At 67.1% G+C, this 20,472-nt stretch carries 23 protein-coding genes; 10 read left to right on the top strand and 13 right to left on the bottom strand.

Features of this window, described 5'->3' with window-relative positions; translation table 11 throughout:
• Positions 1–4: 4 nt before the first annotated feature.
• Entirely contained in the window at positions 5–427 is a 423-nt protein-coding gene (locus ACZ9GM_RS07320; RefSeq protein ID WP_476037498.1) for a carboxymuconolactone decarboxylase family protein, read from the top strand.
• Positions 424–1,164: a sigma factor gene (locus ACZ9GM_RS07315; RefSeq protein ID WP_476037497.1), complete on the top strand. Its 741-nt coding sequence runs from the start codon at positions 424–426 to the stop codon at positions 1,162–1,164. Before ACZ9GM_RS07320 ends, ACZ9GM_RS07315 begins: the two co-directional genes overlap by 4 nt.
• A gap of 75 nt (positions 1,165–1,239) precedes the next feature.
• On the opposite strand, the gene ACZ9GM_RS07310 is transcribed toward ACZ9GM_RS07315, so the two are convergent.
• From ACZ9GM_RS07310 to ACZ9GM_RS07295, 4 genes are read right to left on the bottom strand one after another with little or no spacing between them, the layout of a single operon-like run.
• Positions 1,240–1,749: a Sec-independent protein translocase subunit TatA/TatB gene (locus tag ACZ9GM_RS07310; protein WP_476037496.1), complete on the bottom strand. Its 510-nt coding sequence runs from the start codon at positions 1,747–1,749 to the stop codon at positions 1,240–1,242.
• A 1-nt stretch (position 1,750) separates the two neighbouring features.
• Positions 1,751–2,563: a twin-arginine translocase subunit TatC gene (tatC, locus tag ACZ9GM_RS07305; RefSeq protein WP_291474980.1), complete on the bottom strand. Its 813-nt coding sequence runs from the start codon at positions 2,561–2,563 to the stop codon at positions 1,751–1,753.
• On the bottom strand, positions 2,560–2,820 hold the full coding sequence (gene tatA / locus ACZ9GM_RS07300; protein ID WP_291474978.1) for a twin-arginine translocase TatA/TatE family subunit: 261 nt from the start codon (positions 2,818–2,820) through the stop codon (positions 2,560–2,562). Before tatA ends, tatC begins: the two co-directional genes overlap by 4 nt.
• A 42-nt stretch (positions 2,821–2,862) precedes the next feature.
• A complete protein-coding gene (locus tag ACZ9GM_RS07295; protein WP_476037495.1) occupies positions 2,863–3,885 on the bottom strand; it encodes an intradiol ring-cleavage dioxygenase in 1,023 nt (340 codons plus the stop codon).
• Positions 3,886–4,081: 196 nt separating this feature from the next.
• On the opposite strand from ACZ9GM_RS07295, the gene ACZ9GM_RS07290 reads away from it, so the two are divergent.
• The 3 genes from ACZ9GM_RS07290 to ACZ9GM_RS07280 are packed head-to-tail and all read left to right on the top strand — an operon-like array spanning position 4,082 to position 9,589.
• Positions 4,082–5,575: a DUF3375 domain-containing protein gene (locus tag ACZ9GM_RS07290; protein WP_476037494.1), complete on the top strand. Its 1,494-nt coding sequence runs from the start codon at positions 4,082–4,084 to the stop codon at positions 5,573–5,575.
• The gene (locus ACZ9GM_RS07285; protein WP_476037493.1) at positions 5,568–6,242 is read left to right on the top strand and encodes a DUF4194 domain-containing protein; all 675 of its coding nucleotides are present in this window, start codon (positions 5,568–5,570) and stop codon (positions 6,240–6,242) included. The genes ACZ9GM_RS07290 and ACZ9GM_RS07285 overlap by 8 nt, the downstream gene beginning before the upstream one ends.
• Before the next feature lie 2 nt (positions 6,243–6,244).
• Positions 6,245–9,589, top strand: a complete 3,345-nt coding sequence (locus tag ACZ9GM_RS07280; protein ID WP_476037492.1) for an ATP-binding protein — start codon at positions 6,245–6,247, stop codon at positions 9,587–9,589.
• Positions 9,590–9,905: 316 nt separating this feature from the next.
• On the opposite strand, the gene ACZ9GM_RS07275 is transcribed toward ACZ9GM_RS07280, so the two are convergent.
• On the bottom strand, positions 9,906–10,580 hold the full coding sequence (locus ACZ9GM_RS07275; protein WP_476037491.1) for an SGNH/GDSL hydrolase family protein: 675 nt from the start codon (positions 10,578–10,580) through the stop codon (positions 9,906–9,908).
• A 132-nt stretch (positions 10,581–10,712) separates the two neighbouring features.
• On the opposite strand from ACZ9GM_RS07275, the gene ACZ9GM_RS07270 reads away from it, so the two are divergent.
• Complete coding sequence (locus tag ACZ9GM_RS07270) at positions 10,713–11,006, top strand: WCX domain-containing protein (RefSeq protein ID WP_476037490.1); 294 nt, start codon at positions 10,713–10,715, stop codon at positions 11,004–11,006.
• Between the two features lie 68 nt (positions 11,007–11,074).
• Here ACZ9GM_RS07270 and ACZ9GM_RS07265 read toward each other — a convergent pair whose 3' ends face one another.
• The 3 genes from ACZ9GM_RS07265 to ACZ9GM_RS07255 all read right to left on the bottom strand — a co-directional run bounded on the left by ACZ9GM_RS07265 (position 11,075) and on the right by ACZ9GM_RS07255 (position 12,437).
• Positions 11,075–11,815, bottom strand: coding sequence for a VOC family protein (locus tag ACZ9GM_RS07265; protein WP_291474897.1), 741 nt, complete (start codon positions 11,813–11,815; stop codon positions 11,075–11,077).
• Positions 11,816–11,866: 51 nt separating this feature from the next.
• Positions 11,867–12,091: a hypothetical protein gene (locus ACZ9GM_RS07260; RefSeq protein WP_476038325.1), complete on the bottom strand. Its 225-nt coding sequence runs from the start codon at positions 12,089–12,091 to the stop codon at positions 11,867–11,869.
• A gap of 70 nt (positions 12,092–12,161) precedes the next feature.
• Complete coding sequence (locus ACZ9GM_RS07255; RefSeq protein WP_291474894.1) at positions 12,162–12,437, bottom strand: helix-turn-helix domain-containing protein; 276 nt, start codon at positions 12,435–12,437, stop codon at positions 12,162–12,164.
• Positions 12,438–12,475: 38 nt separating this feature from the next.
• Here ACZ9GM_RS07255 and map point away from each other — a divergent pair, with 38 nt between their 5' ends.
• Both map and ACZ9GM_RS07245 read left to right on the top strand, forming a co-directional pair.
• Complete coding sequence (map, locus tag ACZ9GM_RS07250) at positions 12,476–13,237, top strand: type I methionyl aminopeptidase (protein ID WP_291474893.1); 762 nt, start codon at positions 12,476–12,478, stop codon at positions 13,235–13,237.
• 150 nt (positions 13,238–13,387) lie between these two features.
• Positions 13,388–14,635 carry an ATP-binding protein gene (locus ACZ9GM_RS07245; RefSeq protein ID WP_476037489.1) on the top strand — a complete coding sequence of 416 codons (1,248 nt, stop codon included), beginning with the start codon at positions 13,388–13,390 and terminating at the stop codon, positions 14,633–14,635.
• A gap of 75 nt (positions 14,636–14,710) precedes the next feature.
• Here ACZ9GM_RS07245 and ACZ9GM_RS07240 read toward each other — a convergent pair whose 3' ends face one another.
• A complete protein-coding gene (locus ACZ9GM_RS07240) occupies positions 14,711–15,331 on the bottom strand; it encodes a superoxide dismutase family protein (RefSeq protein WP_291474888.1) in 621 nt (206 codons plus the stop codon).
• Positions 15,332–15,407: 76 nt separating this feature from the next.
• The gene (locus ACZ9GM_RS07235) at positions 15,408–15,650 is read right to left on the bottom strand and encodes a hypothetical protein (protein WP_291474886.1); all 243 of its coding nucleotides are present in this window, start codon (positions 15,648–15,650) and stop codon (positions 15,408–15,410) included.
• Positions 15,651–15,695: 45 nt separating this feature from the next.
• Between ACZ9GM_RS07235 and ACZ9GM_RS07230 the strand changes: the two genes are divergently transcribed.
• The gene (locus ACZ9GM_RS07230) at positions 15,696–16,373 is read left to right on the top strand and encodes an SDR family oxidoreductase (protein ID WP_476037488.1); all 678 of its coding nucleotides are present in this window, start codon (positions 15,696–15,698) and stop codon (positions 16,371–16,373) included.
• 6 nt (positions 16,374–16,379) lie between these two features.
• Here ACZ9GM_RS07230 and ACZ9GM_RS07225 read toward each other — a convergent pair whose 3' ends face one another.
• Both ACZ9GM_RS07225 and ACZ9GM_RS07220 read right to left on the bottom strand, forming a co-directional pair.
• The gene (locus ACZ9GM_RS07225; RefSeq protein WP_291474883.1) at positions 16,380–17,135 is read right to left on the bottom strand and encodes a class I SAM-dependent methyltransferase; all 756 of its coding nucleotides are present in this window, start codon (positions 17,133–17,135) and stop codon (positions 16,380–16,382) included.
• A 33-nt stretch (positions 17,136–17,168) separates the two neighbouring features.
• Entirely contained in the window at positions 17,169–18,752 is a 1,584-nt protein-coding gene (locus ACZ9GM_RS07220; RefSeq protein ID WP_291474881.1) for a succinic semialdehyde dehydrogenase, read from the bottom strand.
• A 196-nt stretch (positions 18,753–18,948) separates the two neighbouring features.
• Here ACZ9GM_RS07220 and ACZ9GM_RS07215 point away from each other — a divergent pair, with 196 nt between their 5' ends.
• The gene (locus tag ACZ9GM_RS07215; protein WP_291474880.1) at positions 18,949–19,833 is read left to right on the top strand and encodes a Bax inhibitor-1/YccA family protein; all 885 of its coding nucleotides are present in this window, start codon (positions 18,949–18,951) and stop codon (positions 19,831–19,833) included.
• Between the two features lie 85 nt (positions 19,834–19,918).
• On the opposite strand, the gene greA is transcribed toward ACZ9GM_RS07215, so the two are convergent.
• Entirely contained in the window at positions 19,919–20,440 is a 522-nt protein-coding gene (greA, locus tag ACZ9GM_RS07210) for a transcription elongation factor GreA (RefSeq protein WP_291474879.1), read from the bottom strand.
• Between the last annotated feature and the right edge of the window lie 32 nt (positions 20,441–20,472).

Below are 20,472 nucleotides of genomic sequence, written 5' to 3'. Positions count from 1 at the left end.
TGGCATGACCTACTTCGACTTCAGCAGATCACGTAAACGCACCCATGCCGCCGCGGGCGCACTCGAACTCGCCGCCCGCTCCGGGCTGGACCGGGAGCAGCGGCTACTGGTGCAGCTGCGGGCGTCCTTCCTCAACAACTGCCGCTTCTGCATCGGCATGCACACCGACGAGGCACTCAAGCACGGACACGACCAGACCTGGTGCGATGCGGTGCGGGACTGGGGACCCGGTGCGGACAGCTTCACCGGGACCGACGCGCTCATTCTCGGGTTCACGACCATGGGTACGCGGCTGGCCGACGGCTATGACGCGGATCTGCAGGGGCGCGTGCTCGCCGAGTTCGGGGAGACAGTCACCGGCGCACTGATCAGCCAGATCGCCGCGATCAACACCTGGAACCGGATCAGCGTACTGTCCGAGAAATGAGTGACCACCAGCGCATCTGGCTCGCCGAACGGCCCCGCCTGCTCGGTCTCGCGTACACGGTGACCGGGTCCTGGCAGGACGCCGAGGACGTGGTCTCCGAGGCGTGGCTGCGCCTCGACGGTCAGTCGCCGGAGGACCTTACAGCCTGGTTGACCACCGTGGTCTCCCGTCTTGCACTGGATGTCGCGACAACCGCGGCGAAGCGACGGGAGGCATATGTAGGGCCGTGGCTTCCTGAGACGGTGTTGGAGAAGGCGGCGTCTGACGAGTCCCCGCAGAACCTCGTCGTGCTCGCCGCGGTGGTCGGGACCACGGCCTCCGCGACACGGCAACGGCTGCGGCGGGCCCGGGCGTCCCTCGGGTCGGGAGGGGAAGAAGATCTGCCGGTGACCGCCGACCGCGCCACGCTGGACAGGTTGGCGTCCTCCCTGAACAACGGTGACCTTGAGGTCCTGGTGGAGCAGCTCTCCGAAGGCTGCGTGCTGTGGACGGATTCCGGTGGGCTCACCCGTGCCGCCCGTAATCCGATCCACGGGCAGGAGAGGGTCACCCGCTTCCTCGCCGGACTCATCGCAAAGTACGGCATGCCCGAGCTGTGCGTGGTGGACGCGGTGGGCGGCCCGGTGGTGCACGCGGCGTCCTCCGACATGGAGCGGATCATCACGCTGGAGGTGGTGGAGGGCCGGATCACCGGACTGCAGATCCAGCAGAACCCGGGAAAGATCGTCAGGCCGTGAGAAATGACAGCACCCCGTCCGGGAGGGGACGGGGTGGTCGGGGTGGTGCGGAAGTGCCGCACTGAAGGGCATTCGTCACGCGGAAGCGGAGTCGAGTGCGACACTTTCTGACGGGGTGGGATCGGTGGCGGAGTCTTCCGTCGGTTCCTCGTCGGGGAACGGCTCGAGGATCTTGCGGCGGATGGGGTGGCCCGAGGTTCCGCCGACGACGACCCAGCGTTCGCGCATGGCGGGTGCGGGCTCCTCGGCAGGTTCTTCGGTCGGTTCCTTGTCCGGACCCTCAGCAGGATCGTCCACGGTCGCGTCCTCCGGTGCCGGTGCACCGGCCGGAGTGACATCTCCGGTCCAGGCGTCCTTCACGATGGTGCGCGGGTCGTACTGCCGGACCTGCCGGTTCCACTCGGCGGTGTTGATCGATATCCCGAGCTCGGACTCCGCCTTCGCCTTCGACGCGGCGGTGAAGTCCCGGAAGCTCCGGATGAGTTCACCGAGTTTCACGGCGTAGCGGGGCAGTCGTTCCGGGCCGATGACCACGGCGGCGATGATGCCGATGAGGATCAGTTTCTCGAGACTGAGACCGAGCATCTCAGATCACTCCTTTCAGTTCGGCGGCGAGCCGCCGGTCTTTCCTTCGGTCGTGGATCCAGGCGATACCCAGTGCAATGAGATACAGCAGGATCATCGGTACAACCAGCAGGAACATGGACAGCAGGTCTGCCGCCGGGGTAACCAGGGCGCTGAAGATCACGATGCCGATCACCGCGACCCGCCAGCCGCGGGCGATGGTCCGCGCCGGGAGGATACCCATGATGTTGAGCACCACGAGGAACACCGGGAGAGTGAATGCCACGCCGGCGGCGAGCACCAGCTTGAGCACGAAGTCGAAGTAGTAGGACGCCTGCAGCAGGGTGCTGTCCTCGTTCGAGGCGAAACTGGTGAGCAGTTCCACCATCCGCGGGAAGATCAGCACGCCGACCGCGGCGCCGGCGGCGAACAGGGGGAGGACGCCGGCGAGGAAGCCGAAGGTGTACTTCTTCTCCCTGCCGGTCAGCCCCGGCGCGATGTAGGCCAGCAGCTGGTAGAGCCAGACCGGACTGGACAGGGCGATACCGCCGTACAGGGCGATCTTGAGTTTCAGGTCGAAGGCGCCGGTGATGCTGTCGTAGTTGATCGACGCATTGCGGGTCTCGGCGATCTCGGTGACCGGGGCCCGGAGGATGTCCAGGACCGTGTCGGACAGGAGGTAGGCGACGACCGCCGCGACCAGGAAGGCGAGGGCTGCACGGGACATCCGCTTCTTCGCCTCCCGCAGGTGCCCGGACAGGGGCATTGCGGCAGTCCGCCCGGTGGCGCGCCGGGAGGTGCGTCCGGTGGTGGTCGTGGCGGTCGTGGTGGTCATGAGATCCGCTGCTCCTGTGCGGTGGCGGGTGTGGCGGTGGCGGTGGTCGGCACGGCGGCCGGGATGATGACCGGCTCAGCGGTGGTCACGGCGGTTGCGGTGGTCTCGGCGGCCTCGTCCTCGTTGACCTCCTTCTTGAGGATGCGGACCGACTGCCCGACACTCTTGGCCAGGCTGGGCAGCTTGGCTGCACCGAAGAGGAGGAAGACGATGACGAGGATGACGACGGCGTGCATGCCGGTGAGATTGGCGAACATGATGGGCTCCTAAAGCTCAGGGGGTGAAAGGTGGTGTGGTGGTCAGTTGGTGGACGCGATGGCTCCGGGGGAACCGGCCGGGGGCTCGCCGCCTTCGCCACCGGGGCCGCCTTCGCCACCGGGGCCGCCCTCGCCGGGACCGCCCTCGGGAGCGGCACCTCCGGTGGGCTCGGTCCTGGTGTCGACACGGGCGGTGAGCGAGGCGATGTAGCCGGAGTCGACGTCGCCGCTCATGGTGGCCAGCTGGCTGACACCGGAGTCGTCGCCGAAGACGTTGTCGGATTCGAGGGTGACCTGCGAGAGGTTCTCACTGGATCCCTCGTAGGCGTCGAGGGCGAACACTGTGTTGCACACGTCTTCCGGAATCGCGATCTGCGAGGTGGCGATCGCGTTCTCCGAGTCGGTGATGTCGTCCACCGAGGGGTAGACCTCGAAGTGGATGTGCGGCCACCGGCCGGTGTAGCAGGCAGGGACGATCGAGGTGAAGGACACGGTGCCGTCGGCGTCGGCGACCTGCACGCCACGCAGCCAGGTCTCGTCCTCGACTCCCTCGGAGTACATGGAGTAGAGCCCTTCGGCATTGCAGTGCCAGGCGTAGACGGCGACGTTCTCGAAGGGGACATCGTCATTGGCCATGTCGGTCACCGTGATGGAGAATTCCAGCGGGACGCCGTCGACCGGGTCATCCGCGCCGATTGAGGAGCGGATGTCGGCACGCACGATGCCGGACTCCTCCAGGACGTCGGGGCCGTTGGATCCGTCGGCGGGGTAGGGGCCGGCGGTCTCGTCGGGGATCTCGGCGTCCGGCAGGTCGGTGACGGACGCGGAGGAGGACGCCGAGGTGGTGGCGGCAGAGGAGGACGAGTTGTCGGAGCAGGCCGCCAGGGCGACGGCACCGACTCCGGCCGCGCCGACACCGAGGACGGTACGGCGGGTCATCAGGGTGCGGATGTCGAAGGCAGGACCCTGGTCGACGACGTCCTCGTCGGGACGGTCGAGGAGGCGTCCTTCGAAGGCGGGGCCTTCGGGGGTCTGGGTGGGCTCGGGGCTGTTGGACGTGCTCATGGAAGTCACTCCTTGGGGTCGGGGTTCCCGGACGGTCAGTCCGGCGGTCAATCCGGTGTGGATCGGATGGCATTCAGTCTTGCCGGACCGGATCCCCGGCACATCGCCCATCCGCAGACACCCCGTACCGCAGGCGGGGTATTCGTCACGTACCGCGTCCGGGGTACGGCCGCCCGGGTGCTAGCCTCAGACGACGATGACGAACCCACGTGCCGAAGCCGCCTACCGCCATGCCTCGGCGGCCTTCCGCAACCCCACCCTCGATCTGCTGCACGGTCGTTACGCGCCCTTCGTGGTAGCGGCATTGTCCCTGGTCTTCACCGCGGAGCGTCCCACCGTCACCGTGGCGGACGCCCATGTCGAGGTCGGCGACATCGCCGAGGCGCTGCGGGCGTCCGGTGAGGAGAATCTACCGGTCGGCACCGGTCGTGAGATCTGCCGGTACTGGGTGCGCGTCGGCTGGCTCGTCCCGCACATCGACGACAGTTCCGGCACCGGCACCGAGGTCTACCGGCTTTCCGCCCAGGCGGTCAGTGCCCTGGAGATCGCCGGCCGCGCCGGTGGGCGGGTGAGGGTGTCTCGGTCCCGGATGCGGACGCTCCTCGACTCGATCGACCAGCTCGTCTCCGATTCCGAGACCGACCCTGAGGCACGCCGTGCCGCCCTGTGTGCGGAGCGGGACGCCCTGGATATGCAGATCGCCCGGCTGGACGCCGGTGAGGTCGATCCGGTGGATGACGACCAGCTGCTGGAGGAGGCGGAGAACGTCCTCCACCTCTCCCGCGAACTGCCGGCCGACTTCGTGAGGGTGGCGGAGTCCATCAACGAGATGCAACGCGATGTGGTCGCTGACCTGCGTAGGGACGTACGTCCGGCCGGTGAGGTGCTGCGCGAGTATCTCCACCGCGGCCAGCACGTCATGGACGCCACCCCGGAGGGGCGGGCCTTCGCCGGCGCCCTGGAGCTCATCGGCGAACCCGAGCACATCGACCGGCTAACCGGCCAGCTGCAGAGCCTGCTCGCCCAGCCGTTCGCCCGGCATCTGCCGGTCACGCAGCAACATGATCTCGCCGCCGTCGCCCACCGCGTCGAGCAGGGGGTCGCTGAGGTGCTCACCGCCCAACGCCGGGCTTCCCACGTCATCACCGCCCAGGTCAGGACACATGACCCGGTGCGCGACCGGGAGGTCGACGACCTGCTGCGCACGGTGATGTCCGGGCTGCAGTCGTGGATGCCGCAGTCCAGCCGGGGAGACCGGGTCGACCCGCTGCGCAGTTTCCCGGCGGCGAAGGTCGGCGCGCTACGCCGAAACCTCAATGACCTGCAGCCCGGGTCTGCACCGGAACCGCTCCACGAGTCCGAGGAGGCCCCGGAGTTCGACGGGACCGGGGGACGCGAGTGGGGCGGGCCGCGCTACGAGGACCTGGAGAGCTACATCGGGTCGAGACAGGACGCCGACTTCGACCTCGCGGAGGCTTTCGCACATCTCGCCGCGTCCGCCAGACGGCCTGTGGACCTGCTCGGGCTGCTGGAGATCGCGCACCGCAACGGGATGGTCGAGACCGGGGACATCGCCACCGTCGAGGCGCGGCGTCCCGACGGGACCGTCCGACGCTTCGCCTTCGGCGACGTCACCGCGGGAACGACCGCAGGCCCATCCACCACAGGACAGGAGAACACCGATGACTGATCCCTTCGTCACCCCGGTCGCCATGGAGGAGGACCTCGACGGGTGCTTCACGGGCGACCGTGGCGTCCTCGATCCTGCGGTGCGCCGGGTGCTGGTGCGCCTGCTGCAGCGACGGTTCCTCAGTGCGGGGAAGCACCCCGCGGACTGGAAGGTGCTGCTGGACAACCAACAGGTCATTGAGTCGCGGCTGCATGATCTGTTCGTCCGCCTCGTGGTGGACGTCGACCGTGGTCTGGCCTACAAGCAGCAGGTCAGAGGTTACGAAGCCGATGAGACCGCAGAGGCCGCTGTCTCCGACATCCCGGTGCTGCTGCGCGACGAGGCCTACACCCGCGCAGAGACGCTGGTGCTGGTGTGCCTGCGCAGCGTGTGGCAGCGCGAGTCGACTGCCGGGGAACCGTCTGCCCGCGTCGACGTCGAGGAGGTCGAGCAGACCGTGCTGACCTACTTCACGGAGTCCGACGGTGACCTGGCCCGCCGCCAGAAGTCGGTGCGTCGCGCCCTGGAGCGGCTGCGGCACGAGGGCATCGTCGAGGAGGAGACCGAGGGGCGCTACCTCGTCAGCCCGCTCATCGAGATCGTGCTCAGCGCGCAGAAGCTGCGGGAGCTCGCCGACTGGCTCAGTGCTCATACGGACCGGACGGAACAGGCAGGAGAACTTCAGTGACCATGCTCGACACCCTCTTCGGCCTCATCCCCTCGGAGTCCCGCGGCCAGCAGTGGCTCGCCGGGGACCTGCAGCTGGTGAACTGGGGCGGCTATGACGGGGCCCACCGCGTCCGCTTCTCGCCCTCCGCGACGCTGCTGTGCGGCGGGTCCGGATCCGGAAAGTCCACGCTGATGGACGCTTACATCGCCCTGATGATGCCGCACACCACGCCGTTCAACGGTGCGTCCAACGGGGCGGTCACCGGCCGTGCCCGCGGTGAGGACCAGCGCAATATCCTGTCCTACGGCCGCGGCAAGATCGACGAGACCCGCACCGAGCACGGCACCCGGGTGCGTGTGCTGCGCGGCGACGGGACGGATACCTGGACCGCCGTCGCCATGACCTGGGTCGATGCCAGCGGTCCGGAGGAGAAGAAGTTCACCGCGGTGCGTGCCTGGTACATCCCGGCCACCGCCCGCGTCCTCGATGACGCGGTGAAGGTCCGCGGCGTCATCGAGGGGGACTTTGACCTGACCGACCTGGAGGACGCCGCGTCCCACCGTCTGTCGGACGCCGTCGTGCGCGCGACCGGGCTGGAGACGATGGCGACGGACCGTGAGTTCCTCGCCAGGGTCCACTCCGTACTCGGCATCGGTGCCGCCGGTGCCGGGACGAAGGCGATGAACCTGCTGGCGCGTATCCAGGCCGGTCAGCAGATCACCACCGTCGACGAGCTGTACAAGCGCATGGTGCTCGAGGAACCGGACACCTTCGCCACCGCGGACGCCGTGGTCGAGCACTTCGATGAGCTGGAGAGCACCCGGACCCGGATGGTGACCGCCCAACGGCAGGTGCGCGCCCTGTCGCCGCTGCGTGAGGCCCGTACCCGGATCGGGGACGCCGCCGAACGGCTCCGGCTGATCAAGGAAATCGGCCAGTTCCGGGACGCCTCCTCACCGGCCGCGATGTGGCGGACATCCCGGCGCCTCGACCTGCTGCGTGCTGCCGAGGAGGAACTGCGCAGTCAGGCGGTGGACGCCGAGTCGCTGGTCGCCACCCACACCGCCGCCGCCGAGGCCGCCGAAGCTGAGCGCGACAGCCTGATCCAGGTGCTGCGCAATTCCGGTGGTGACCGGCTGGAGACCGCCGAGCGCGAACTCGGGGCGGCGCGTCGTCGCTGTGAACAGGTCACCCGCACCCGCGAGAAGGTCGAGGAGGACCTGGTGCCGCTGGGTGCTGCCGTGACCGACGAGGAGGCGTTCAACGCCCTGGTCACGCAGGGGAAGTCCGCGCTGGCCGATCCCGAGGTCAAGGCGGGTGTGCGCGAGAACTACGCGGAAGCCCGGACGGCGGCGTCCGTCGCCCGGAACCGGTGGAATGAGCTGGAGTCGGAGCAGCGGGCCACCGCGGAACGCACCGACAACATCCCCGGGGAGCTGCACGCTGCCCGTGCCGCGCTGGCCGAGGCCGCAGGGCTGTCGGTCGAGGACCTGCCGTTCGTCGGCGAGCTTGTCGAGGTGCGTACCGAGTTCGAGCCGTGGCGGGAGGCCTTCAACCTGGCCCTCGGCGGGTTCGCGACCACACTGCTCATCGATGAGGCACAGCTCCCGCAGTTCCGGGCGGCGATCAACCAGGTGAAGACGCGCGTCCGTGTACGCTTCGAGGGCGTGCAGACCGGTCAGACCCGGATCACCTGTGATCCCCGGCAGCTGCCCGGACGGCTCGACTACCGCGACACACCCTTCACCGGCTGGCTGCAGGACCGGTTGGACCAGCGGTTCGGCTTCGTGTGTGTGGATTCCGCCGACGAACTGCGTGCCCACCGGTCGGCGCTGACGGTCACCGGACAGATGTCCCAGGGGGCCCGCGGCGCCCACGGCGGGCACGGTAGACGTAATGTGCTGGGCTTCTCCAGCCACCGACGCGTCGACGAACTTGCCGAAGAGATCGCGGCGGCGAAAGCCGAGGTGGAGGCTGCGTCCGCCGAGGTCGCCGTCGCCGAGGCTGAGCTGGACGCGGTGGACGTGCGCCTGGCCGCGTACCGGCGGATCGTGGACCTGACCTGGGAGGAGATCGACGTCGACACGGTCACCGACGAGGTGACCCGCTGGGAGGAGGCCGTCGGGGGCATCGCCGAGGGCAGTCCTGAGATCGCGGCGATGCAGAACCAGATCGCCGGCCTGAAAGTGAAGATCCAGGGGCTGCAGGAGAAGACCGGACGTGCGAAGGGCGAGCACCAGCAGCTCATGGAGCGGTGGGACACTGTCGCCGAGGAGATCGACGAGGCCGAGGTGGCGCTCGACGAGGCCGCCGAGGCCGGTCGCGAACTGACTGAGGAACAGGACGCCTGGCTGCGGTCCCGGTTCACCGTCACCGACGGTGAGACCGGGGATCCCGCAGCGAGACTGGCGAGGTTGGATGCGTCACTGGAGTCGGCGTCCCGCGTCCTCGAGGAGGACCGCGCCTCGGCGCAGACGACCCTTGCCGACCAGCGCGCGGCGGTGCGTCGGACCATGGAGTCCTTCCTGGACGCCTGGCCGAACCCGAACCTCCGGGCCGACCCAGATGCGTCGCTGAAGGACTTCGAGCGGATCCTCGACGACCTCGAGACCAGCGGGCTGCACCGGCTGGAAGGGGAGTGGAAGGAGAGCCTGCTGCGGCTGTCCGGCAACGACCTGACGAACCTGGACTCCACGCTGGGGCGGGCGCTGCGCGAGATCCGTGAGCGGATCGAGCCGGTGAACCGGATCATGGCTGACCTGCCGTTCTACGATGACGACCACCGGCTGCAGATCACGCTGCGGGAGAACCAGTCCGAGGTGCGTCGTCGGTTCCGCAAGGAGCTGCGAGAGGTGCGTGCGCTCATCGGGGTCGCCTCGACCGACGAGGAGCGTGCCGAGGTGTACCCGCGGATGGCGCGGCTCATCGACCGGATCCGCCGGGGCGCGCCGGACTACGCCTCACTGGTGGATGTGCGTAACCATGTCCGTGTCAGTGCGGAGAAGATCACGGCTGGTTCGGGTGAGCATGTGGCGCTCTACGACCACATCGGTGAGAAGTCCGGTGGTGAGTCGCAGGAGCTCATCGCCTTCATCGTCGGTGCGGCGCTGCGCTACCAGTTGGGTGACGCCGATGCGGCGCGTCCCCGGTATGCGCCGGTGTTCCTCGACGAGGCGCTGATCAAGGCGGACGCGCACTTCACGGCCCGGGCGATCGGCGCGTGGCGTGGGCTCGGGTTCCAGCTGGTCATCGGTGCGCCGATCGACAAGTACAGTGCCATCGAGCCGCATATCGACGTGGAGTACGACATCCTCAAGGACACCTCCGGGCGCTCCTGGGCCAAGCCGAAGGTCGGAGTGGCGTAGCCGGGGCAGCTGGCGGATGTGGGGACCTGTTGTCCCTCGCCAGGTCGGGTGCGCTCCGTCGGTCTTGAACCGGCCCCCTGAAGTTGGAGTGCCTGACCCAGGTCTTTCTCCGGGCATTGAGTTTCTCCGGGCATTGAGTTGTGGCGATGGCCCCCGGAAGCGACTCGACCGGGTGGTCTGGTCCCAGCAGACCACCCTCTCGGGTCGTATTCCGGCGCGGCTTCAGGGGGCTTCACATCTGCGTCAGGCACGGATCGGGCGCATCGTGGCACAGTGCGGCCGATCCGTGCCTGACGCAGACCTGCTGCACGAGTGGTCAGTGCGGCGTACGGATCACTCCGTGGGGCCGCCTCCTGACAGCATGCCTGGCCTGTAGAAGCATGGGGATGAAACGCTCTCCGATGCGCCGGTGGGCCTGCGCGCCGGGGTGGAGATTGTCAGCGTAGGGGAATTGCCCGACTTCCGCGGGTCCGAACGGGTCCAGTCCGTTGACGTAGGACAAATGGGGATCGTCGACCGAGCGCTGCTCGACCACCGCCGCGAGTTCCTCCCGCACCACCTCCAGAGTGAGCTTTCCGGCGTCGACCTCCGCCGGGTCCCCGGTGGCGACGAATTTCATCGTCCCGTCACTGAAATCCGGGGCCAACGGGCCGGGGGTCGATTCCTGGATCGGGCAGCACACCGGGGACATCACGATCAGGGGAGTGTCCGGGTGCGCGTCCCGGATCGTGTCCAGGAATCCGTGGACCGCCGGGTCGAGCGCACGGCGGCGCATCAGGTCCGCGTTGACCAGGTTGATGCCGAGCTTCACGCTGATGATGTCGGCCTCCAGGCCCGCTATCGTGCGGGCGACGAACGGGTCCAGCAGCGCACTGCCGCCCAGTCCGAGGTTGTGGAGGTCGACGTCCGTAGCGTGTGCGGCGATGACCGGCCAGGTGCCGGTCGGGTGGGGCGCGTTTGACCCGTGTCTGACGGAACTGCTGCGGATCACCGGGGTGGACGCCGGTATCTGGTTGCGGACCGGGACGGCACGCCCCGCCAGTACGCGGTCGAGAGGCTCGCGGCATGGACGGTTGTGGACGCACCGCGGAGACTCCGGCCAGGGGCGTCGCTGGACTCTGTGGTGGAGCAACTGGCCCGGAATCTGGAGCAGCCGAAGGAGACGGTCGTTGTCACCGCGGAGCTGCACCGTAGCCGGCTGGACATCGCGCGGCGCATTCTCGGGTCACGGCTCACCGCAGTAGAGGACAGTGCGGACCCGGACACCGTGAAGATCAGTGTGGAGTACACGGAGATCGGTGGAGTACGGCAACTGCTGCAGTTCGGGAACAGCATCGAGGTGACTGCACCGGAGGAGGCGCGGCGACTGGTGGTGGACCTGTCTCGGGCGATTCTCTCACGGTACGAAAGAAACTGATGTGACCTGCTGTTCCTTCGGCACGGCACGTCGGTGACTACGGGTCCCGCACATTATGCCGGGCAGGCTCACAACTCCGGGCAGATCTTCAGCCCGGCGATCTCGACCGGTTCGTCCCCGAAGTTGCTGACCGCGATACCGTACAACCCTTCGGGGGCGTCGGCTCTGAACCGGACCTCCGCGTCCGGGAGTTCCACTGTCGTGCCGCGGACGTCGCAACCGATGAGTTCGGCGAGGGAGGCGGCGTCCTGCTCCGGGGTGCTGCTGCCGACGAGAAGGGCGACCAGCTGAGGTCGGTCCGGGTCGAAAACCACACCGTTCGACGCGCGATGTTCGGTACGCATCTGTGTGATGACCTCACGCGGTGGGTTGTAGGCGATGAAGAAGGGGGCGACGTGTGGAGTATCAGTGACGTGGACCTCGGTGAATCCTCCCTGGTGGTCCTCGAGCCAGACCTCGTCGATGATGATGTCGTGCCCTGTGGCGCGGAGCCGATCGATGGTGGCCTGGATGTCGGGGACGTTCACGGCGAAGGTCAGGGGTCCCTCGCCGTCGAGAGCGTCGATCGCCGGACGAAGTACCTGCAGGCCGCGGGCGTATTTCGAGGTCTCGACGGTGTCCCAGTCGTCGACGGCGGCGAGTTCGACATAGCGTGCGTCGTCGATGCCCCAGGCGGCGTTGCGGAAGCCGGGCATGGTCAGGGCGAGGTGGGTGGTGAGGCCGGCGTTGTTGTAGGACGCCATGGTGGTGTCGAGGTCAGTGACCCAGTGGATGAGGTGGTCGAAGGCGGCGGGTGGTGGCGTCGTCATGGGACCTTTGTAGCATGGCCTAACCTTACGGTGAATCCCCTGCGTGGTCGGCTACCCGTGAACGAATACCATCTTCCCGGTGGTGCGTCCGGCGCGGAGGTCTCCGAGGACGCGCGGGGCGTCCTCGATCGGTGCGCGACCGGTGAGCTGCACAGTCACGTCACCGGAGGCGACGAGCGCAAGCGCCGGGCGCAGGTAGCGGCCGACGATGTCGGGCCGGGTCGCGGAGAGCGCACCGAGGTTGAATCCGAGGACGCCGGCACTGTTGAACCACAGGGTGTTACTGCTGATCTGCTGGTCATCGGATTGCGCGGCGTCCCCGACGGCTAGTCACTGTCGGCAGCTCTCACACGGCAGACGCCGTGCTTGCGGTGAGGTGCGCCCACCCGTCCGCTACGTCGCGGATATCCAGTTCAAGGGCAGCGCACAGGCGGACGATAGTGCCGAATGCGGGGGAGGGGAGCCGCCCTGTCTCGATTTTTCGCAGAGTCTCCGCAGAGATACCGGCTTTCGCGGCAACTGTGGTGAGCGTGAGGTCAGCGCAGGTCCTGGCATCCCGGAGAATCTGACCGACGCGACGACCGGCTTCGATCTCTGCTTCTGTGAGTGGATTTCTGACCACGGTTGCCCCTTTCGTCTACCGGTATTATTGTACCGACCATGGTAGAAATCAAGACAGCGGCAGAGATCGAGAAGATGCGGGAGGCGGGACGCCTGGTGGCCCGGATCCTCGCCGAGCTCAGTGGTATGACGCAACCGGGCGTCAACCTCATGGACCTGGAGTACCGGTGCCGTGAAATGATCCGCGAGGCAGGGGCGGAGTCCTGCTACTGGGACTACGCCCCTGACTTCGGTGATGGCCCGTTCCGCAACACCGTCTGTCTCTCCCTCAATGACGGTGCACTCCACGGTCTTCCGCACCCGACAGTTCTTGCCGACGGCGATCTGCTGAGCATCGACCTCGCTGTCAGTCTCGACGGCTGGTGTGGTGACAGTGCAGTCTCCGTCATTGCCGGGACACCCCGGGAGGAGGATGCGCGACTCATCGAAGCAACCCAGGTCGCACTCGATGCGGGCATCGCCGCCGCCAAGGCAGGCAACCGCCTCGGCGACATTTCGCATGCCATCGGCGCGGTTGCGAGGAACTACGGAATCCGACCGAACGCCGAGTACGGCGGGCATGACATCGGGCGACACATGCATGGTGACCTGGTGATTCCGAATGTCGGAAAGGCGCACCGTGGGCTGGAGCTCCAGGAGGGGATGACCTTCGCCATCGAGCCGTGGTTTGCGGGTACCGACCGGGTGGGCATTGACAACGATGGCTGGACAGTCGTCACCGCGGACGGGTCACGCGCCGCCCACAGTGAGCACACTGTGGTCATTCGCCCTGACAGAGGGGAGATTCTGACGGCGATTTGACGGAGTGGTCGTGCGTTTGTGGGCTCTGGAGAAGTGTCTCGCAAGCCACACGGCACGGTGAAAATGGTAGTGTAGAAGGTCCGAGAACGGTAGCGTATATGCGCCGAAAAGGGTAGTGTAGACCACGTTGTGGCTGGTGAAAGAGCGAATATGGACTACCTACGTCGATCGATCGACAGTGAGCTGGACGAACGACTTCCCGTCGTGCCCGCCCTGGCCATTGACGGCCCAAAGGGCGTCGGAAAGACATGCACCGCCCGACGTCGTGCTGACGTGACCTGGTCTCTTGACGACCCTTCTCAACGGGAGATCGCTCGCGCCGACTTCGCTCTCAGCTCGCTCTCTCCGGGGACCGCTCTTCTTGATGAATGGCAGAAACTTCCGCAGATCCGGGATTCAGTGCGACGCCACGTCGATGACGGTGCGCCAGCAGGACGCTTCCTCCTGACCGGGTCTGCTGCGCCCGTCGATCCGAGCGGCACGCACAGCGATGCCGGACGGATCCTGTCCTTGCGTATGCGCCCCATGGGTCTCCACGAGCGTGGCGTAGTTGACCAGACAGTGTCCTTCTCCGGACTGCTCAAGGGACAAGTGGCAGTTCAGGGGAATACCGAGTTCGCGCTTCCCGACTACGCCTTCGAGATCGTGCGTAGCGGATTTCCCGGCATCATGCAGGCACCTGACCGGCTGAGAGCCGGTTTGCTCAGTGCTTACCTTCAGCGCGTCATCGACAGGGACCTGCCTGACCAGGGATATGCCGTCCGGCGCCCGGAGACGTTGCGAAGATGGCTCGCTGCCTACGCCGCCGCTTCATCCTCCACCGCGTCTTACTCCCGGATACTGGATTCGACGACCGGCGGCGACGGTACTCAGCCAGCGAAGACGACAACGATCGCGTACCGGGAGCACCTCACCCAGCTCTGGTTGCTGGACCCGGTCCCCGGATGGATTCCGGCGAACAATGCGATCCGCAGACTCCAGCAGGCGCCGAAACACCAGTTGGCGGATCCCGCGCTCGCGGCGCGGCTCCTCGACCTGTCCGCGTCGGCCCTGCTCGGACCGGTGGGTGCTCACATGGCAGGTCCGCTGTTCGAGTCCCTGGTAACGCTCGGGGTCCGGGTGCTGGCGCAGACGGAGCAGGCTACCGTCAGTCATCTCCGTGTGGACAGCGGGGCGCACGAGATAGACCTGATCGTTCAGGGCATCGACGGGCAGATCCTCGCGATCGAGGTGAAGCTCGCGGGTCAGGTGGATGCTGCTGATGTCCGGCATCTTCACTGGTTGCGGGACAAGATGCCGGACAGGATCGCGGATCTGGTCGTCATCACCACGGGTACGACGGCGTATCGGCGCCCAGATGGCATCGCAGTCGTTCCGCTCGCGCTTCTCGGGCCATGATGCTCACCGCACCCCGGTCGGGAAGGCTCGGCGCGCACTGACCACCGGACCGAACCCGTCACCGGCGGGGCGGGGTCACGCCGCCTCGAACACTCCGCAGGCCTGGCGTCCACCGGCGTCGCCGGTCTTCAGGGAATCCTCGTCCGGCCCGTCCGGGGCATAGCGCTCCGGGATATTGCCGTAGTTGTCCGGGGACTCGTGGATGATCAGCGCGGAGCCGTCGTCATCGAGGAGATTCTCCTTGGTCACGCGGTCGGTGGAGACGGTGAGTGAGGCGGTGCCGTCCTCCTTGACCAGCAGGGCCGGGAGATCGCCGCCGTGGGACGGGTGGTCGTGGTCATCGGCGTCCATGTGGCTGCCGGACGAGAGGTAGTCACCGGTGTCCGAGCCGTCGGGGGACTCACTGTCGGTCTCGCACTGGCCGACCGCATGGATGTGCATGCCGTACATGCCGGGTTCGAGTCCGGTGAAGGAGACGGTCAGTTCTGTGGCGTCGGAGGCGAAACTGTCCTCGCTGACGCTGGCGGTGCCGAGGGCGTCCCCGTCGGCGTTGGTGACGTCCGCGGTCGCATAGGCGGTGGTGCTCGCGTCGTCGGTGGTGTTTCCGTCGTCGTTGTTGTCGCTGCTGCACGCGCCGAGGACGAGGACTGTCGCCGCAGCGGCTGCTACGGCGGATGATCTGGTCGGAAGTCGCACGGGATTCACCTTCCTGGTGATCGGGATCTGTTACCGTGTCCCATCCACGGTACGGACCTCCCGTGACGACCGCAGCCTACTTGTTCTGCAGCTGCTTGATTCCGAGCCATCCGACCAGGATGATCAGCAGGATCGGCAGCAGCTTGAAGATCAGGGCGACCGCCCCGGCGAAGGCGGTGGTGATCGCGACGACGGCGAAGACCAGGGTCAGCGCGCCGAGGATGAACGACCAACCCCACCGGTTCTGGTCGGCGGCCCACCAGGCGCCGACCCCGGCGATCGCGCCGAGGATGAGAGTGGTGAGAGCGGTTCCTAGCATGGTGTGTCCTTTCAGGAGCGACGACCGGAGATTAGGCTCGTGGCCATGACTGACACCCACGATACCGGCTCTGCTGACCTTCCCGTCGCCCTCGTCACGGGAGGCTCCCGCGGCATCGGTGCTGCCGTGGTCGCCGACCTCGCCCGCACCCACCGCGTCATCTCCTGGTCCAGTGAGGACGCAGACCTCTCCGACCCGACGTCCATCGCCGACGCCGTGACCCGCCTCGAGAACGAGGGTCTGGAACAGCTCGACGTACTCGTCCATTCCGCAGGTCTGGCCTGGGACACCGCGGTGGAAGACACGGACTGGGAGGGCTGGGAGCGGATGTTCCGGGTCAATGTCTTCGGTGTCGCCGAGCTGACCCGCCTGCTGCTGCCGGCTCTCCGCGCCGCGGGCGGCACTCTGGTCACCGTCAATTCCGGTTCCGGGCACCGCTCCGCGCCGACCATGTCCCAGTACTGCGGGACGAAGTTCGCACTGCGGGCCTTCACCGACGCTCTGCGCGAGGAGGAGCGTGGCCGGGTCCGCGTCAGCTCGGTCCACCCGGGACGGGTCGACACGGAGATGCAGGTCGCCCTGCAGGCGCACCGCGGAAACACCGACTACGACGGCTCACTCTACGTCCGCCCGGAATCTGTTGCCGCTGCGGTGAGGTTCGCCGTCGACACGACCGAGGAGTCCGTCATAGAGGAGATCACCGTCCGCCCGGTGCATGGCTGATCACAGTCAGTTCTCCAGTACGAAGATCGCGGTACCGGGGAAGATCTCGCCTCGCACCGCCGACCACTGGCCCCAGGTCGGCGTCCCCTCCCGCCACTCCGGCTCGACCAGATCGACCAACCGCAGGCCGGCGGTGGCGAAGGCCCTCACCCAGTCGCCCATGGTGTGGTGGAACTCGGCGTAACGCAGCGCGCCCGAATCTGCCGGGTCGTCACGCTCCCACTCCAGGTAGGCGTCCTGGAAGTAGGGGATGGCCGCCGTCAGTTCGTCCGGGTCATCGGGGAAGATCCATGCGCCGGGATGGTTCACCGCGATGACGCCCCGACCGCCCGGCCGCAGCACCCGGGCTACCTCTGCCATCGCGGCGTCCAGGTCGGAGAGGAAGGGGTAGCCGCCGAAGGACGAGAAGACCACGTCGGCGGCGTCCTCGGCGAAGGGGAGGGATGCGGCGTCCGCCTGGAGCAGGTGCAGCCCGTCGACCTGCGGGGCACGGGTGAGCATGCCGTGCGAGATATCGAAGCCCACCACGTGCGCCGAGGTACGGCGGGCGAGCCAGGCGGCACACGGGGCGGAACCGCAGCCGACCTCGACGACGGTGCGTCCCGCCAGGTCCACCGGATCCCCCAGGAACCGGGCCTCTGTCTCGGTGAGCCGCTCCGGACACCAGTAGAAGGTGTCCAGGTAGTCGGCGTGGTCCTCGTGGTACCGCGCGGCGTCGGCGTCCCAGTGCCGACGTTGCACGGCCCCCAGCTCCCTGTCCATGACTCCGGAGCCTACCTGCCGGACCGGAAGAACCTAGCGCAGGATCTTCGTCTTCTTGCCCACCACAAGAAGCAGGGACATCACGGCGGCGTAGGGCTTGGCCGAGAGGAACTTCGGGCCGCGGATCGGGATGAGCCGCTGCTCGGTGATGTTCTGGGACTCGGTGTACTTCAGCATGCCGTAGTGCCCCTGGCGACGGCCCTGGCCGGACTCCTGCGTGCCACCCATCTCGTTGTCGACGGAGGCGAAGGCGGCGGCGTACCCGTCGTTGACGCCGACCGTGCCGGAGTAGATCTGTGCGGCGACCTCGTTGGCCTCCTTCGACGGCCCCCAGACCGAGGAGTTGAGACCGTAGGCGGTGTCATTGGCCTTCTCGACGGCTTCGGCGTGGGAGCCGACCTTCTCGACGTAGACGACCGGGCCGAAGACCTCCTCGCGCTTGAGCAGGACCTCGTCGGAGACATCGGTGAACACGGTGGGCTCGTAGAAGTAGGGGCCCAGGTCCGGGCGTGCCCTGCCACCGGTGACGACCTTGGCCCCCTTGTCCTTCGCGTCGTCGACGTACTTCTCGACGGTCGCGACCTGGGAGGCACCGGCCAGTGAACCCATCCCGGCACTCCAGTCGAAGCCTGCGCCGAGCTTCAGATCGGAGGTGGCCTTGCCGAACTTCTCGACGAACTCGTCGTAGACGTTCTCGTGGGCGTAGATCCGCTCGATGGAGACGCAGAGCTGGCCGGAGTTCGCGAAGCAGCCGGTGACGACCCCGTCGACGATCTTGTCCACGTCGGCGTTCTCGGTGACGATCAGCGGGTTCTTGCCGCCGAGCTCCGCGGAGAAGCCGATGAGACGGCGACCGGCGATCTCGCCGAGGGTCTTGCCGGTGGCGGTGGAGCCGGTGAACATGAGGTAGTCACAGGTCTCGGCGATGGCGTTGCCGACCACGCGGCCCGGGCCGGTGACGAGCTGGACGACGTTGCGCGGCATTCCGGCCTCGAAGAGCAGCTTGAAGGCCAGCAGGGAGGTGAAGGGGGTGGAGGAGTCCGGCTTGGCGACCAGGGCGTTGCCGGCGGCGATACCGGGCAGGGAGTCGGAGATCCCCAGGGTCAGCGGGTAGTTCCACGGGGCGATCTGGCCGATGACGCCCTTCGGGAGGTGGTGCTCGGTGGACTTGGTGAGCACCGGGATGACGCCGGTGTGGTGCTTCGGCTTGAGGATCGCACCGACGTGGTTTCCGTAGTAACGGGCGGTGATGGCGGTGTGGAGGACCTCCTCGTACGCCGAGTCGCGGCTCTTGCCGGTCTCCAGCTGCACGAGGTCCATGATGAGCTCGCGGTGCTTGACCACCAGGTCGTGGAAGCGCAGCAGGATCTTCCCGCGCTCCTTGTAGGAGGTCTTCGCCCAGATCTTCTGGGCCGCGCGGGCGCGGGTGAAGGCCTCGGTGACCTCGTCCTCGGTGCCTCGGCCTACCCAGCCGATGGTCTCTCCGGTGAACGGGCCCTCAATCTCGATTCGGTCGCCGGAGTCAAGATTTCCGGTGACGGCATTGACGGTGAGTCCGCGCAGTTCCGTGGCGAAGTCGTCAGGGAGTGCGCCGTAGGGAAGTCGCTTGATAGTCATGTTGGCAAACACTATCCGACGATCCGGCGACGCGTGCGGGGAATCGGAATCCGGACTACAGAAGCCTCCCCGGGAACACAGCGGGCGGGTCGTCCGTTGTTAGTATGAGAACCACGAGATAACCGCGTTCACCGTGCGTCCCCCGGGGTCACACACCCGCGTGACGCCCACGGCGTCCCCAGAAAGGTCCCAGACAGTGAAAAGCTCGAACCCGTACATGAGTTCGCTGACCAAGGCCACAGCCGAGTCCCAGCGGGCCCAGGCCATGGCCTATCAGGGCGGTGCCCAGGGGGGATACTCCCAGCCGGGTTACGCCCAGAACCCCTACGCCGCCCAGCCCGGGTACCAGCAGTCCCCGAACTACGGCGTCCCGGTGAAGGACGCCGACCGGCCGATGACCGTCGATGACGTCGTCACCAAGACCGCCATGACACTTGGTGTCATCGTCGTCTTCGCCATCGTCAACTTCATCGTCGGAAACAGCAACCCCGGCCTGGCCATGGGGCTGACCTTCGTCGGTGCCATCGGCGGTTTCATCGCCGTCCTGGTCTCCTCCTTCGGCAAGAAGTACGGTTCTGCGGCAGTCACGCTGACCTACGCGGCCTTTGAAGGACTGTTCGTCGGTGGGTTCACCTGGATCTTCGCCGACAGAATCACCGTCGGCGGCGGTGACGGCGGCGCGATCATCTTCCAGGCGATCCTCGGCACGGTCGGCGTCTTCGCCGGCATGCTGGTGGTCTACAAGACCGGGGCGATCCGTGTCACCCCGAAGTTCACCAAGATCCTGATCAGCGCCCTCATCGGCGTCTGCGTCCTGGCCCTCGGTAACCTGCTGATGGTGCTGTTCACCGGTGAGGCGAGCCCGCTGCGCGACGGTGGCACCATCGCCATCATCTTCTCCCTGGTCTGCATCGGTCTAGCCGCCATGAGCTTCCTGGTGGACTTCGATCAGGCAGACCAGCTGATCCGCGCCGGTGCACCGTCCAAGATGGCCTGGGGCGTCGCCCTCGGCCTGGCGGTCACCCTGGTCTGGCTGTACACCGAGATCCTCCGCCTGCTGTCGTACCTCAACAACGACTGACAGCTGTAACCGCACAGAGAGCCCCGTCCGGAACCTGGTTCCGGACGGGGCTCTGTCGTGTGTGGCGACTGTACCGCCTGGCTGCCTACTGCTCGGCGCGCGGGATGTCGCGGTCCGGGTCGTATGGTTCCGCGGTCACGAGGGTGACGGAGATCTTGCTGCCGTTGGGGGCGGCGTACTCGCGGGTCTCGCCCTCCTTGGCTCCGACGAGGGCGGCGCCCAGCGGGGCGTCGGTGGAGTAGGTCTCCAGATCGGGGTTGGAGGATTCGAGACCACGGGTTCCGATGAGGAAGGTCTCCTTGTCGTCCTCGTCGCCGTCGTAGTAGACGTGGACCACGGAACCGACGAGAGCGACGCCGGACTCCGCCGGGGCCTCACCGATGGTGGCGTTGTCGAGGAGTTCCTCAAGGTAGACGATGCGGGCCTCCTCCTGGCCCTGCTGCTCGCGGGCGGCGTGGTAGCCACCGTTCTCCTTGAGGTCGCCCTCTTCACGACGCTCGTTGATCTCGGCGGCGAGCGCGGGACGGTTGCCCTTGAGGGCGGCCAGCTCGTCGTTGAGCCGGTCGTAGGATTCCTGGGTCAGCCAGGTCGTCTGATTGTCGGCCATGTCCGGTCGAGTCCTCCTGCGGGTAGACCTTT

Source organism: Corynebacterium sp. UD i78, from assembly GCF_056280545.1.
Note: the sequence above shows the minus strand (reverse complement) of the source record. Positions and strands in the feature narration are given on the sequence as shown.